We start from the raw sequence: 15,177 nt of genomic DNA, 5'->3' as shown, positions 1-15,177 counted from the left end.
CACTCACGCTACTGTCCCTTTTTTTGCCAAAAATATCATCACAGCGATGGTTTCCACAATCGATATAATGAGCGCCACAAAATAACTGCTAACAAAATAATTAACCGCTCAGGCATTGTTACGATTAAAATAACGCAAAGTCACAACATTAAGATTGGTACAAATATCTTTAACGCCTAAACCAATAAGCTCTGAACCAATAACTTCCAAATTAGTGAGCTGTAAATTAGAAACCTAATCATCAATAGTGCTAGATATCGCGACATTGATAGCCAATATAGCCATTCAAAACACTTATATCTTTGCTCATACTCAATAATAACAATGACTGAAATAACCACCACAAGGGATGCAATGTGTCAGAAATAAAACACATTTTACAACAGATTACAGCCTTAAGTGATGTGCCAGATCCTGCGGTACTCAAGCGCTTAATCGATGAGCTACGAGTGAGTGATAAAGAGCCCACGTTAGCCAATCAAAACATTCAAGAGCTGATTGATATTTTACGTCAACATCCAGAATATGCAGATGGACTGTCAAGTTTCGTCTTAAAACTGATTATTGAATATCGCCAAATTGCTTTATATACCGATACCGGCATCATGTCGGATCAGGGCTTTTTTAATAGTCTACGTCGCCTTATCGGACACCGTTTTTTACCGCTACTGCCACAAGAAGATTCTGTCGTAGAATTGGTCGGTTATTTATTTGATAAACGCTCTGACGAGCGCTGGCTTGCCAATATTAAAAAAGACAAATGGGATGAACTGGTTGAGCTACTCAAAGTCGAGGAGCAGCATTTAAACTTAGTTGCGACAGCAAAAAACAGCATTTTGAACGCGATTATCATTTTGTCATACCGTATCAGCGGTATTGGCTTGCATCCAGATTTGATGGAATTTTATCCGCAAATGCTGAATTATTCAGCGTCATTTGTGGCACAAAATCAAGAGGCGGTCTTATACGTCAATCAGTACAGAGAAGCGCATGAGCTTGATACTTTAACGGATATTACGCCCGAAAAAGCAGTAGATCCTGCGCCGTTATTGGTCATGATTGAACAATGCGAAGATATCGTTGCCACCATACGCAAGCGCATCTATAAAACGGGAATCTCTATTCGCCTGACCAACATGATGCTGCGTTTAGATCAAAGCTTGCAGCGTATGCGCATCTTAACTGAACTGGTAGCAGATAATTATGATAAGCGTGATCAGGCGCTCATTGAGTTGATTCAAGCACTGATTACCACTGCGAGCCGCCGTTATAGTATTGGATACTTAATTGATAATAATACCAAGCTGCTGTCACGCAAAGTCACTGAAAACGCCAGCCGCGTGGGTGAACATTATATTAGTACCGATAAATCGGGCTACCAAAAAATGTTCAAGAAAGCCTCTATCGGTGGTTTTATTATTGCCTTTATGGCAACGCTTAAGATATTAGCCTATAACCTAGCCCTCGCACCGATGGGACGCGCCTTTGTAAATAGTATGATTTATGGATTGGGTTTTGTTTTTATCCATATCGTTCATGGTACGGTTGCTACCAAACAGCCTGCTATGACGGCGGCGGCAATTGCCTCTACTATATCGGACGGTTCTGGCAAAAAGTCACACCAGTTAAATAAGCTATCAGAATTGGTGGTCGATATTTTACGTACCCAGTTTGTGGCGATTATGGGTAATATTATGCTAGCGATACCAGTCGCTCTGATTATCTCTTTTGCATGGCTACAATATACTGGTGCGCCGATGATCAATACCGACAAGGCTGCACACTTACTGCATGATCTTGACCCCTTTCACTCACTGGCATTACCCCACGCGGCCATTGCTGGCGTCTATTTATTTTTATCGGGTCTTATTGCTGGTTACTACGATAACTTGGCGGTCTACAACCAAATCGGTGCCCGTATTCAGCGCCACAAACTACTTCAATACCTACTACCAAAAACTTGGTTACAGCGTTTAGGCGGTTTTATAGAAGCCAACCTCGGCGCCATTATGGGCAATTTCTTGTTCGGGGTGTTCTTAGGTAGCACTGCAACAATTGGCTATTTATTTGGCTTACCGATTGATATTCGCCACATTGCGTTTGCCTCGGCGAATTTGGCGCATGGACTGTTTAATATATCTGCCAACCAGTGGGATTGGCAGATTGTGTTTATTTCTATTTTAGGCGTTGCCCTTATCGGCATGGTGAACCTCATGGTCAGCTTTTCGCTCGCCTTATTTGTGGCACTGCGCTCTAAAGAAGTCAAATTCATGGAGTGGAGTCGTTTAACCAAGCAGCTTTTCAGCCATATGCTTACCCATCCTTCAGACTTTTTCTGGCCACGTGATAAGCCAATGAAATATGCTCGTATCGACAGCCAAGGACATATGATTTTTGACGATACCAGCGCTCATAAAGGGGGACAAACTATTCCCAATAATTATGTAGTGCGCCGTTTGTCTGACGTAAAAATCCTACCTAAATCCAAGCAAAAAAGCATGCAAAATGAACAGGCTATCACAGACATAGATTACGATAATAACATCTCAAATGCTGACACTGACGCTGCGCTAAAAAGCCGAGAAACACACAGCACCACCAATCATATCAGTACCAAAAAAACCATTGAACTCGATGATGGGCTGATAGATGAGGAGCTCAATAGCGTTCCTTATAGTAGTGATATTCAATATGATAAAGCGCATAATGCCTTTACTGAGGGTAATGAAACGACTGCCCATCCTGAAAGCGATAACAGCAACCCTGAAAACAAGGCCACGGGCGATGCTAAAACCTCACTACCTAAACCCAAAAAACCACCAAACCTACCCAGCTAATGGGAAGGTTTTGGTGGTTTAATAAATCGTTTGGATAAGTAAAATAGTTGGGGCGTGACCTCATTTTAAAACGGAGATAGAAATGAGTCCATACCCTAATATTATATTCCTGTCTGTAAGCAGTGCGCACTTGACCTGATGATTTTTTCATCACTCAAGCGATAAGCCAATAGATCATTACCCCAAACGCAGCCGCCGTCAAGTGCACGCGCATACGGTAAGTCTACCTCACCTTTCAGCGCTGCCCAATGCCCAAATAATACCTTGCGAGTCCGCGGTACTTGCCATTCAAACCAAGGCAAAAACCCCTCTGGCATAGACGCTTCTAACCCTGCTGCAAAGCTAAATTCTAACGTGCCATCTGGTTTGCACAGCCGCATACGAGTGAAATAATTGGCAATTGCACGCATTTTGGTAAAGCCATTAATATCTGAATGCCAGTCATCAGCAGTCTTGCTATATAAATTCGGCAATAGACGATCCAGCTGTTTTAAACTACTTTGCAATTGTGACTCTAAATGCTGCGCGTAATTTGCTGCCGCCTCAATCGTCCAATGCGGTGGAATGCCAGCATGAACTAATACCGTCTGCTCATCAGGAAAAGCCAATACTGGCTGATGACGTAACCATTCAAGCAGTTCATCACAATCATCGGCAGCAAAAATAGGCGCTGTCTGATCCTTTTTTTTCACCTTTGCCGCACCGCGCCAGACAGCGATCAAATTGATATCATGATTGCCGAGTACTGTCGCGGCAGCCCCTTGCTCGCAAAGTGCTTTGACATGACGCAAGGTATTTAACGAGTCTTCACCACGTGCCACCAAGTCCCCTGCAAACCATAGCTTATCTTGTGCAGGATCAAAATCCAATATTTCAAGTAAATGAAGGTACGCCGCATAGCAACCTTGCAGGTCACCGATGACATACTGATGGCGAAAGCTCATAAATCCTCAGTGTTTTTACGTGATAGTTTTATGTGAAAATTTTATATCGTCATTTCCATATAAATGTCTTTGACGACGAATCAGCAGTAACTCGATTCAAACCTCTACTTTACGCGCTTGATTACTCAAATTCACAAAATCCTTCACACTTAAGACTTCAGGACGTGCTTGTGGATCGATGCTACACGCTGCAAAATCTTCTTCGCTCAATGTCGGTAGCAACGTTGATTTTTTAAAGATGGCACGTAGCGTCTTACGACGATGGTTAAAGGTTTCACGTACCACAAGCGCGAAATACTCTTCGTCTTCTGCCACGACTGGTTTAGTAATATGCGGAGTCAAACGAAATACAGCACTGGTTACTTTTGGTGGCGGATTAAAAGCGCCACGTGGTACGGTCAATAGATAATCTGTACCACAGTGATATTGCATAATAACTGATAAGCGACCATAAGTTTTGCTACCAACATCAGCAGTGATACGCTCGACCACTTCTTTTTGCAACATAAAATGCATGTCTTGAATCACATCGGCATAGCTGAGTAGATGAAAAAGTATCGGGGTAGAGATGTTATATGGCAGGTTACCGACCACACGTAGCTTGCCGCGCTCAGGACTATACAGCTCGCGATAATCCACATGCATCGCGTTGTCTTTGATAATCTCAAAATTCGGATGACTGTTGGCACCAATACGAATACGCAAGCTGTCTGCCAAATCACGATCCAGCTCTACGACTGTCATAGCATCAACTTCTGCCAATAGTGGTTCAGTCAACGCACCCATTCCCGGCCCAATCTCAATTAGATTGTCATCGCGCTCGAGACGAATACTTTCAACGATTTCGCGAATGACGCTGCCATCATGCAAGAAATTTTGACCAAAGCGCTTACGCGGTTGGTGTTTGGCAGCGCGTAGGCTGTTGGTAATAGACTGAGCATCAAACGAAATTTTGGACATAAAAAAGTCTTAATGGGTAAAAGATAAATGGGCTATAGCGCTATGGCAGCAATGTGCTGGTTTTATATGCGCTTTTATTGGCTCGTTTTGTAATACGAATTATACCACAGCTCGTAAATTTGCTGTATTTTTGAGACATTTTATTGATAAACCGCTCATACCTTAGCGCAATCGACACAGTGCCTTATTTTGTTCTAAAATCGTTTATTATAAGACTATTATGAGAGTAAGCATGGTTCCCTAGTGAGGACTTGAAGCTTTTGCTGTAGGCTAGTGATATCAATGTTTTAACTCACTGAAATACTCACGGTGTACTTTATGGTGTGCTTACCATACATATTCTATTCGTCTTTAGTGCGCTATAGACGCACCGATTAGACGTTATCTTAAATGAAATTGAGCATAAGAAAAACAGTTTATACAAGGTTCATTGAGGTATATATTAATATCAATGATCTGAATTCAGGAATTGAGCCATGTTAACTTTTCATTCAAAATCATCATTGCCGATAATTAGAACGGCAATGGCTTCTACTTTATTAATCGCTGCTGTACAACTGATGACAGGCTGTGACTTACAGCCCTCATCTACAAATAACGATGACACTACACAAACGAATAATATAGACAAAGATATGATCGAGAATGATGAGATGCCTGTCAATCCAGCACCTACAGATACAAGTGCTATAGATGAAGCCCAAACTAACAAAGCGACAGATATAGCTGATGAACAAATCGTCAGCCCGTCAGGGTATCAGAAACTAAGCTTTGGTCAGGTTATTACTCCTGAACTACTAAGCAGCCTAGGAATGACCAAAGCCAAGAGCGATAACGAAAAATGCTATTACGTCAGTAATCCAGAGCTGAGCTATATCGATAAAAAGTACGGTAAACGTGCTTCTGTGCTGTATCAAATCATAGACAACAAGGTTGCCCTGATTAATATTCAGGATCCAAGTATCCCGTTTTATAAAGACATCAACGTTGGCAATTCCGCTACAGACGTTATGAAAGCACATAATGACGAGCTTAGCTACGAGATCGATAAATATGCGGTTGATGGTGACTACTATAACCTGATTGCTAATGTCAATTTCAAGGTAATAAAAGAAAGCCCACTTGGAGAATTCTTAAAAGATGACAATATCGAGCTTAATAATAAACAGGATAAGTTACCCCTACAAATTGAATATCATGTCAAGGGTGGTCAAAAGCTGAGTGATTCTATGATTAAGGCGACTGAGTGGACAGCAGAGCATAAAAACCTATTAAAAGGTGAGGTAGAAAGCATAGATATTGGTATACCAGAAGCGATTTATTTGGTGGAAGGTTGCTCTTAAAAGTTGAACGTAAAAAACCCAGCATCTAGCTGGGTTATTAGTGGAAGGTCGTTTTTATAAGGTTGCTTTGTGACTCATGCTTAATCAATGAGTTATCACACTCTCTAAAATCGTATACGCTGCTTTGACCCTATCTGCATTGGGATAGTTTTTATTTGCCAGAATGACAATGCCTGATTTTTCGGCAGGAATATAAGCGATATAGCCACCAAACCCATTAGTAGCGCCTGTTTTATTGACCCAGACGTTGTTTAAAATAGACGTTGGATGATTGTCTATTTTAATGGCTTGAGGCTTTAGCACCACATCCATTGAGTTACCTTCGAGTAAGGTATTTAGCTGAGTAGGATAAGAGTACATCTCCCATCCTAACCCTTGGGTAAAAGTACTCGCCTGATAGTAACCCTTTCTATTATTGTCTAACGCTTGCTGAATATCTTTATCCAGCGGCACCAGCCCCATATTCGCCGCCATAAACTGCGTCATATCTTTAATGGTGGATTTAATGCCATAGGCTTCAGCGTCTAACATGCCAGGATTGACTCGGATAGCACCGCCAACAGCATTATAACCAAACGCATAATCCGCCATTTTGTCATTAGGCACATTGATAAAGGTGTTGGGCATATTGAGTGACGGCAGTATTTTTTCTTCCATCAATTGTGTGTAATCAGCATCCATGCTCAATGCCGATATATAACCAAACAATCCTATGCTGGCATTGGAATATAAACGCTTTGAGTTGACAGAAAAGACTGGCTGCCAAGATTTATAATAACTAAGCAACTCTTTATTGTTTTTGACTTCATCAGGTACTTGTAACGGCAGACCACCAGCTGAATAGGTAACTAAGTTTATAAGCTTGGTGTTGCCAATGGTGCTGTTTTTTAGGTAGGGAATATATTTATCAGCAGTATCTTCTAATGTAAGTGTGCCATTTAATTCTGAATAACTGGCTAAGGTAGCAGCAAACGTCTTACTGATTGAGCCTAGCTCAAAAATAGTGTTTTCTGAGACAGGTATTTTGGCTTTCTTATCAGCCAAACCATAATGATAAAAATGTGATTTGCCATCGATGATGACGCCAAAAGACATCCCTGAAATATCATGCTCATTCATTAGTAATTTGGCTTGTTGATCAACGGTGCTCTTTAGATGGTCATTGTTATCTGCTGCTTGTACTGTTCCAGATAGTAATGATGCTGTCACTAAAGCGGTAAGTCCCACTTGATTTAACAGGGTCTGAAAAGATTGTTTCATTCTAGGGCTTCTCATTTATTCTGATAGATGTACTGATAATTTAGTGAGCATGCAAATAGCGCTTTGCTTTCAGTTCAGATATGCCATCTTACATTATCTCAGAATGCTGAATCCCCGACAATCTTAGCGATTTAGTATCATAGAATGGATCTTTTAGGATGTACCCTAGCAGAACCAGCTATTTCAGCCCTCTAAATCTATTAATAGACCACTTATAACAGACTGCTATGGTGGCACCAATTATATTAAACCCTGTTTGATAATTCATAAATAGCCATTACTCACACTAAAGTTACCCAATACTGCGTGATAAATGTCGCTAAGGTGCCGGCTTATGCAAGAGGTCTATTTAATAAGCGATTTATCTGCCATCTCGTTTGCCATTTTTAATGCTTGATACAAGCTAGTGGCACTAGCATTGCCGCGCCCCGCTAAATCAAGCGCAGTCCCATGATCAACCGAGGTACGGATATACGGCAGTCCTAAAGTAAGATTGACGGTATCACCAAAACCATGTGATTTAAGCACCGGCAACCCCTGATCATGATACATAGCAATCACCGCATCACAGTTGGCTAGATGTCTGGGTGTAAATAAGGTATCCGCTGGCATCGCCTCTGATATATCGACGCCTGCCTCGATAAATTCTTGTAGCACTGGATTGATAATCTCAATCTCCTCAACACCTAAATGACCACCCTCGCCTGCATGTGGATTAAGCCCACAAACTAAGATACGTGGTTGCGTTAAGCCAAATTTTGCTTTCATCTCATCGATGACAATTTGTACGGTTTGGCGTACATTGTCAGACGTGATTGCAGCAGGGATATCTTTCAACGCTAAATGAGTGGTGACAAGCGCGACTTTCATGGCTTGATTGGCGAGCATCATCACGACTTTATCACAGCCACTTTGCTGCATAAAAAACTCTGTATGACCACTAAACATCGTGCCATCTAATAGTTTAATATCGGCTTCTATCAGTGCAGACTTTTGCAATGGTCCAGTGATGATAGCGGCCACTGTTTTATTGGTTGCCAACTGATGGGCAACGTCTAACTGCTTAGCAACCATTGCCGAATTGTGCGTGTTAATTTGTCCGCAGACAACTGGCTCAGCACAAGATATATTAAGCAGAATAAAAGAACTATCCACGTCAGTATCTGGCTGCGACATCTGCTCTACAACGTTAAAACTAAAGTCATCGGCATCGATATCAATAGTTTGCCAGATGGGAGGATTTTTCAATACATCAGCTGTAACCAACTCATCTGCACGCTTTGTCATAGCGGTGCTATCGGCGGTGACCCAAATTGGGCGTTCAAAATCTTGCAATTTACCCTCAGCCGCTAATAGCAGCACGATATCCATCCCAATACCAGCAGGCTCACCAGTTGTGATTAATAATGGCAATTTTTTTTGTATATCTTGCATCATAACTACGCCTTTATATTTATATTGAGTCGTGAATTTTATTGTATTTTTTATGGTAAAAATAAGTACTGACACTTATATTGTATAGATGATTTTTTACTTATTACAACCGTCATCTAGAATAGATAGTTGTCTATCGGTGCCGAAAAAAGCCTATTATGTGTTAAACTTTCGCTTTTCATTATAGCATTTACCAGTCAACACCGAGATCAGGTTTTGGTACTTCAATTATAGTGGCACGTGGCGTTTTATTTGCTGTATCAGCACCCAATGAAACCCTGATATCACATACCCATTTATACCCTCTTTTATATCGACTTTTGACACATTAGGCAATCATGGCAGACAACGAAAAAACCGACGACTTACTCAATCAGACACCGCCGCACAATATCGATATTGAAAAGGCATTGCTCGCGTCCTTAATGAGTATCGAAGAGGCGTACGACAAGATTGCTGATATCGTTACCAAAGATGATTTTTATGCAGGGCGACATCAGTATATTTTTGATGCTATTGCTCATTTAGCGGCAGTCAATGAACCCTATGATACGGTCATGGTACACGACTGGCTAGAAGCACAAAAACTCCTTAAAAGTGCAGGCGGCGATAGCTACTTGGCAGATATTTTGAGCCAAAGCCCTGCGACCTTGTTTAACCTGACCGCCTATGCTCAGCGCGTCCGTGAACTATCTACTCTACGCCAATTGATTACGACTGGTAATGAGATGCTTACGCTCGCCTATAATCCTAAAGACCAGACCGTCAGTGATATTTTAGACAGTGTTGAGGGTAAGATATTTAGCATCAATGAGCAGCACAACAAACGCGCTGAACAGCGTGGACCTGTGGGCATTACGGCTGTTTTGACCAACGTTATTGATAAGATTCAAGAGCTAAAATCCAATCCCGATGGCATGATTGGTTTACAGACGCCGTTTGCTGAGTTGAATAATAAAACCCAAGGATTGCAGGCAGGTGACTTAATCATCGTGGCTGCCCGTCCTTCTATGGGTAAAACCACCTTTGCCATGAACTTGGCAGAAGGGATTTTATTTAACGAAGATCTGCCTGTTGTGGTGTTTTCGATGGAGATGCCTGCTGAGTCTATCGTCATGCGTTTGCTGTCCTCATGGGGCGCGATTAATCAGACGCATCTGCGTTCTGGGCAAATGAATGAAGATGAATGGGCAAAAATGATGAACGCCATTCAGCACTTACAATCTAAACATCTCTATATTGATGATAGTACTGCTTTGCCACCATCTGAGATGCGTTCACGCTGCCGCCGTATCGCTAAAAATCATGATGGCAAGCTTGGCGCTATCGTCGTCGATTATCTGCAGTTGATGAAAGTACCAAACCTAGATGGCAACCGTGTTGGGGAAATCTCTGAGATTTCTCGTAGTTTAAAAGCCTTAGCACGTGAGCTTGAATGCCCTGTTATCGCTTTGTCGCAGCTTAACCGTAGTCTAGAAAACCGCCCTAACAAGCGTCCTATCATGTCGGATTTGCGGGAATCGGGTGCGATTGAGCAGGATGCCGATTTGATTATGTTCATCTATCGTGATGAGGTTTATAATGAGAATACAGACCACAAAGGCGTGGCTGAAATCATTATTGGTAAGCAGCGTAACGGCCCTATCGGCACCATACGTTTGGGCTTTGAAGGGCAATTTACCCGCTTTATTAACCTAACACCAGAATACTATCAAAACGTTAGTTTCGAGAACGACGAGTAATCAATCTTATAAAATTTTAGCCTAATAAAGCTGAGCCTGATAAAGACTAAAGCTTAATCATAAGCGAACAAATAGTTTTTAATAAAATAGCCAGTGCTGCATTAGCCCAATTGATGCAGTACTGGCTTTATAATTTCATAATTCTACTTATAAAGAAGCCAATTATGCGTACTATCACAATCAAACCACAAGCCATTACTCACAACTTAAACCAAGTTAAGAAAATGGCACCAAACTCTAAAGTCCTGGCCATGGTCAAGTCCAATGCTTATGGTCATGGCGTGGCAGCGGTATTGCCTGCATTGCAACAAGCAGACGGTGTTGGTGTTGCGACCTTGACTGAGGCGTTAGAAGCTCGGCAGTTAGGCTGGGACAAAACGATTGGTTTGATTGAAGGGGCATTTACCGATAATGAGTGGCAGCAAGCCATTGAGCATGATATTAGCTGCGTGATTCACCATGCGCCGCAATTGCAGTGGGCACTCGACAATATTCCACCAGCTAATAGTGCGACCAGAGTGGTTTGGCTTAAATATAATACTGGTATGAACCGTCTAGGCTTCAACGCTGAAGGTGTTATGGCAGCGGCTAAGCGTCTGCATGAAGCGGGATATCAGCTGATACTAACCACGCATTTTGCTAATGCCGATGACAACACTCATCCATTAAACTCAATGCAAATTCAACGTTTTTCAGATGTATTAAGCACTTTGCAAGAGACTGTTAGCAACGATATCAAAGGCTCATTATGCAATTCATCCGGTATCGTCAATTTTCCAGAGCATCATTATGATTGGGTACGTCCCGGCATTATTTTATATGGTAGCGCCCCTGTCATTGATAAAAGCGCGCATGAGTTAGACTTACAGCCAGCGATGGATTTCAGCGCACAAATTATCGCTCTGCAAACAGTTCAGGCAGACAATGCTATTGGCTATGGCAGTCGTTGGACAGCGCAGAAAGACACTAGAACAGCGCTGGTGAGTGTCGGCTACGGTGATGGTTACCCTCGTGTCATCAGCGATGAAGCCTATGTCACTGTTATAGATACTGCCAACGATCAAAGCTACCGATGCGCAGTCATTGGACGCGTGGCAATGGATATGATTGTCATTGATGTCAGTACCGCGCCAAAAGACATTGCGTTAGACAGCAAAGTAATACTGTGGGGCGATGCCCCGCACGTCGATGAAGTCGCCGCACATGCAGGTACGATTAGCTATGAGCTACTATGCCGCCTAAGCATTCGCCCAAATCGCATACAAGTATAATTATGCTGACCTCGTCACTGTTCATGTAATGTCTGTTTGCCAGACTTATAAATCACGGCAAATTGGACATTTACATTAAGCCTAATTGCGCTATACTAAAAGTTTGTTGTCACCCCAGTATACGCACTGACGCGATGCTATTAAAGACTGATGACGTTTCACTGACTGCGATCGACTGCTAGGATTACTATGAGTTTGCGCCATTTTTTGACCTTATCTGATTTAACCAAACAAGAACTAGAAAACCTTATAAAACGCGCTAGCGAATTGCGCAAGATGCAACACGCAGGCGAGATATATCAGCCGTTTGTTGGTCGTACGCTTGGCATGATATTTGAAAAATCCTCAACCCGTACACGCATCTCATTTGAGACGGGTATGGGTCAGTTTGGTGGTAGTGCTATCTTTTTGTCGCCAAATGATACCCAGCTTGGGCGTGGTGAGCCGCTAGAAGACTCCGCTCGTGTCATATCGAGCATGGTCGATATCATCATGATTCGTACCTTTGGTCACGAAAAAGTTGAGACCTTTGCTGAATACTCAAGTGTGCCCATTATCAATGCTTTAACTGACGAATTTCATCCTTGCCAGCTACTGGCTGATATGCAAACCTATTATGAGCACCGTGGAAGTATCGAAAATAAAATCGTTACTTGGGTTGGTGATGGCAATAATATGTGTGCATCGTATATGCAAGCAGCCCATCAGTTTGGCTTTGAGCTACGCGTTGCTGCGCCTTATGGGTTTGAGCCTGACCCTGAGCTGATGAAACGCTTCTCGCATTGCGTCAGTATTGTCGAAAACGTACAAGAAGCCGCGAAAGATTCAAACTTAATTGTCACCGATGTATGGGCAAGCATGGGACAAGAGTCTGAACAAAACACTCGTGCGCGCCGTTTTGCCGCTTATCAAGTAACGCCATCGCTATTGGACAAAGCCGATCCTGAAGTGATATTTATGCACTGTCTGCCCGCGCATCGTGGTGAGGAGATCTCTCATGATATGCTTGACGACCCACGCTCAGTGGTATGGGATGAAGCAGAGAACCGCTTACATGCGCAAAAAGCCTTGATGGAATTTTTGTTAAAAGACAAAATCAAACTTTAAACAATATAGCCATAACCTATTTATGGAAGAGTAAGTACGAAAAAGGCAGACCACACTAAATGTGGTCTGCCTTTTTCGTTTCTGATTAATAACAAGCCATTGCTTAACCGATTTTTAACGAGTAAGTATTTTTTAACGAATAAGTGTCGTCACACCATTACTACCTGCTTTAAGCAATACATCAGCTTGATTGGCTGCAAATATACCATTACACACCACACCCACGATATTATTCAGCTCTTTTTCAAGCTCTATTGGATTACTCACATCCAAATCATAAGTATCTAAGATAACATTACCATAATCAGTCACAAAATCTTCGCGGTAAACTGGCTCACCGCCCATACGGGCTAATTGCCGTGCAACATAAGAACGTGCTTGCGGCAGTACCTCAATCGGAACAGGAAACTCGCGACCTAGCACCTCAACGCTTTTGCTCTCATCAACCATACATATAAATTTGTTAGAAGCCGCTGCCACGATTTTTTCACGAGTGAGCGCGCCGCCGCCGCCTTTTATCAATTGCAAATGCTCATTGACCTCATCTGCCCCATCGATATAAATATCAAGCGTACCAGCAAAATTCAAATCAACGATTTCAATACCAAGGGCACGAAGTTTGTCTTCAGTGACCTGTGAGCTAGCCACCGCGCCAGCAAGCTTTACAGTTGGCAATAATTCAATCAAACAGTTGACCGTACTGCCTGTACCTACTCCAAGTATCATGTCATCTTCGATATAACTTAGAGCCGCTTTGGCTGCGGCTTGCTTTTGTGCTTGCTGATCACTCATCATAAATCCTTGGAAAAATAAACGTATCGCTTTAAAAAAAGTAAAGGGTAAAAAGGTAAAATGCGCCGCCATTATACCCGATGAGCTTAATGGATGTCAGCGTAATAGCCACGCTAATCGCAAGACATTCACTCAAATTTTAAAATGTAGACAGATAAGGCAACCAAACAACCAAAGCCAGTAGCGTGACCAATAGTACGGGCGGGGTAATAAGCAGTCCAATTTTCATATACTGCCCCCAACTGATTTTATAGTCTTTTTCTGCCAATACATGGAGCCATAATAAAGTCGCCAAACTACCGATAGGTGTGAATTTCGGCCCCAAATCATTACCAATCACGTTGGCATAAATCATAAGCTCACGAGTAGCAGCAGGTACTTGCGCACTATCAATCGCCAGTGCACCTACTAAAGTAGACGGCATATTATTCATGACAGAGGCTACAATAGCAGAGAGGAATCCAGTTCCTACTGTTGCGATGACCGTACCCTGCTGCCCCAACCAATTCAATACTTGAGCACCATAGGCAGTCAATCCTGCATTGCCCAAGCCATAAACCACCAAGTACATACCGATGGAAAATAATACTATTTGCCAAGGCGCTTTTTTCAAAACATCGGATACAGAAACAACGGCATCACGACCCCCTTGCCACCAGCGACCTGCAATTGCCATTAACAGTAACGCCGCCACTCCTGTCACCAAGGAGATAGCAATGCCCAATGACTCAGTCGTAAAGTAGGCAATAAGTAGCAACGCAAGCAGTGGAAAGGCCGCTTTAAAGACCAGCGGATCTTCAATCGCAGACTTTGGTGCACTCAAATCAGCAATGGAGTAGTGTTTTGGAATGTGCCGCGCATAGACCACCCATAATACGGCGAGCGTCGCCAATACAGAAACAATATTGACCGGTACCATAACCGCAGCATAACGACCAAATCCAATGTCAAAATAATTGGCACTAACAATATTGACCAGATTAGAAGTGACTAACGGCAGGCTTGCCGTATCAGCAATGAAGCCAGTCGCAATGATAAATGCCAAAGCGGATGGTGGTAAGAATTTAAGACGTAGTAAGATAGCGATGACAATCGGTGTCAGTAGCAATGCTGCTCCATCATTGGCAAACAATGCCGAGATAAACGCGCCTAAAATCACAATCATAGGAAATAGCAAACGTCCTTGCCCATTGCCAAGCCTAGCCACATGCAGTGCTGCCCACCCAAAAAATCCTGCTTTATCTAAGATAAGCGAGATAATGATAAGCGCCACAAAGGTAAAAGTTGCATCCCAAACGATGTCCCACACAATACCAATATCGGAGAGCTTTACCACGCCAAAAGCCAAGGCGACCAATGCACCGCCCATTGCACTCCAGCCAATACCCAGCCCTTTGGGCTGCCATACCACCAAAACCAAAGTCACGATAAATATAATCAATGCGATCATTGAGTAACCTTTTTAGGCTTAATTATTATAAGAACAA

Annotated in this window: 11 protein-coding genes; 5 read left to right on the top strand and 6 right to left on the bottom strand. The window is 42.5% G+C overall.

From position 1 onward, the window contains the following. Positions 1–356: 356 nt before the first annotated feature. Positions 357–2,837 (top strand): site-specific recombinase, encoded by a 2,481-nt coding sequence (locus ACI2JM_RS04835; protein WP_404642522.1) that lies wholly within the window; start codon positions 357–359, stop codon positions 2,835–2,837. Positions 2,838–2,938: 101 nt separating this feature from the next. Here the strand turns inward: ACI2JM_RS04835 and ACI2JM_RS04830 are convergent, their stop codons facing one another. Continuing rightward, on the bottom strand, positions 2,939–3,781 hold the full coding sequence (locus tag ACI2JM_RS04830) for a symmetrical bis(5'-nucleosyl)-tetraphosphatase (protein ID WP_404642520.1): 843 nt from the start codon (positions 3,779–3,781) through the stop codon (positions 2,939–2,941). A 96-nt stretch (positions 3,782–3,877) separates the two neighbouring features. Then, on the bottom strand, positions 3,878–4,741 hold the full coding sequence (gene rsmA, locus ACI2JM_RS04825; protein ID WP_404642518.1) for a 16S rRNA (adenine(1518)-N(6)/adenine(1519)-N(6))-dimethyltransferase RsmA: 864 nt from the start codon (positions 4,739–4,741) through the stop codon (positions 3,878–3,880). Between the two features lie 476 nt (positions 4,742–5,217). Between rsmA and ACI2JM_RS04820 the strand changes: the two genes are divergently transcribed. Next, on the top strand, positions 5,218–6,084 hold the full coding sequence (locus tag ACI2JM_RS04820; RefSeq protein ID WP_404642516.1) for a hypothetical protein: 867 nt from the start codon (positions 5,218–5,220) through the stop codon (positions 6,082–6,084). Positions 6,085–6,168: 84 nt separating this feature from the next. Here ACI2JM_RS04820 and ampC read toward each other — a convergent pair whose 3' ends face one another. Then, entirely contained in the window at positions 6,169–7,344 is a 1,176-nt protein-coding gene (ampC, locus tag ACI2JM_RS04815) for a class C beta-lactamase (protein ID WP_404642514.1), read from the bottom strand. Between the two features lie 345 nt (positions 7,345–7,689). Beyond that, positions 7,690–8,781: a 4-hydroxythreonine-4-phosphate dehydrogenase PdxA gene (gene pdxA, locus ACI2JM_RS04810; protein WP_404642512.1), complete on the bottom strand. Its 1,092-nt coding sequence runs from the start codon at positions 8,779–8,781 to the stop codon at positions 7,690–7,692. 335 nt (positions 8,782–9,116) lie between these two features. Here pdxA and dnaB point away from each other — a divergent pair, with 335 nt between their 5' ends. The 3 genes from dnaB to argF all read left to right on the top strand — a co-directional run bounded on the left by dnaB (position 9,117) and on the right by argF (position 12,898). Continuing rightward, complete coding sequence (gene dnaB, locus ACI2JM_RS04805; protein ID WP_055124901.1) at positions 9,117–10,520, top strand: replicative DNA helicase; 1,404 nt, start codon at positions 9,117–9,119, stop codon at positions 10,518–10,520. A 164-nt stretch (positions 10,521–10,684) separates the two neighbouring features. Beyond that, on the top strand, positions 10,685–11,791 hold the full coding sequence (alr, locus tag ACI2JM_RS04800; protein ID WP_198329852.1) for an alanine racemase: 1,107 nt from the start codon (positions 10,685–10,687) through the stop codon (positions 11,789–11,791). 189 nt (positions 11,792–11,980) lie between these two features. Further along, positions 11,981–12,898: an ornithine carbamoyltransferase gene (argF, locus tag ACI2JM_RS04795; RefSeq protein WP_404642509.1), complete on the top strand. Its 918-nt coding sequence runs from the start codon at positions 11,981–11,983 to the stop codon at positions 12,896–12,898. A gap of 132 nt (positions 12,899–13,030) precedes the next feature. Here the strand turns inward: argF and rpiA are convergent, their stop codons facing one another. Next, entirely contained in the window at positions 13,031–13,690 is a 660-nt protein-coding gene (gene rpiA, locus ACI2JM_RS04790) for a ribose-5-phosphate isomerase RpiA (RefSeq protein WP_198329851.1), read from the bottom strand. 139 nt (positions 13,691–13,829) lie between these two features. Further along, positions 13,830–15,140, bottom strand: a complete 1,311-nt coding sequence (locus ACI2JM_RS04785; protein WP_404642507.1) for an arsenic transporter — start codon at positions 15,138–15,140, stop codon at positions 13,830–13,832. Positions 15,141–15,177: the final 37 nt, after the last annotated feature.

This window comes from Psychrobacter sp. NPDC064578, assembly GCF_044901245.1.
Classification (GTDB): Bacteria; Pseudomonadota; Gammaproteobacteria; order Pseudomonadales; family Moraxellaceae; genus Psychrobacter; species Psychrobacter cibarius_C.
This window is presented reverse-complemented; position numbering and strand designations above follow the sequence as displayed.

Bases quoted from the DNA above. Each gene is read 5' to 3' on its own strand.
- rsmA (WP_404642518.1), bottom strand. From the start codon at position 4,741: ATGTCCAAAATTTCGTTTGATGCTCAGTCTATTACCAACAGCCTACGC.
- ACI2JM_RS04820 (WP_404642516.1), top strand. From the start codon at position 5,218: ATGTTAACTTTTCATTCAAAATCATCATTGCCGATAATTAGAACGGCA.
- ampC (WP_404642514.1), bottom strand. From the start codon at position 7,344: ATGAAACAATCTTTTCAGACCCTGTTAAATCAAGTGGGACTTACCGCT.
- ACI2JM_RS04830 (WP_404642520.1), bottom strand. From the start codon at position 3,781: ATGAGCTTTCGCCATCAGTATGTCATCGGTGACCTGCAAGGTTGCTAT.
- pdxA (WP_404642512.1), bottom strand. From the start codon at position 8,781: ATGATGCAAGATATACAAAAAAAATTGCCATTATTAATCACAACTGGT.
- alr (WP_198329852.1), top strand. From the start codon at position 10,685: ATGCGTACTATCACAATCAAACCACAAGCCATTACTCACAACTTAAAC.
- ACI2JM_RS04785 (WP_404642507.1), bottom strand. From the start codon at position 15,140: ATGATCGCATTGATTATATTTATCGTGACTTTGGTTTTGGTGGTATGG.
- argF (WP_404642509.1), top strand. From the start codon at position 11,981: ATGAGTTTGCGCCATTTTTTGACCTTATCTGATTTAACCAAACAAGAA.
- dnaB (WP_055124901.1), top strand. From the start codon at position 9,117: ATGGCAGACAACGAAAAAACCGACGACTTACTCAATCAGACACCGCCG.
- rpiA (WP_198329851.1), bottom strand. From the start codon at position 13,690: ATGAGTGATCAGCAAGCACAAAAGCAAGCCGCAGCCAAAGCGGCTCTA.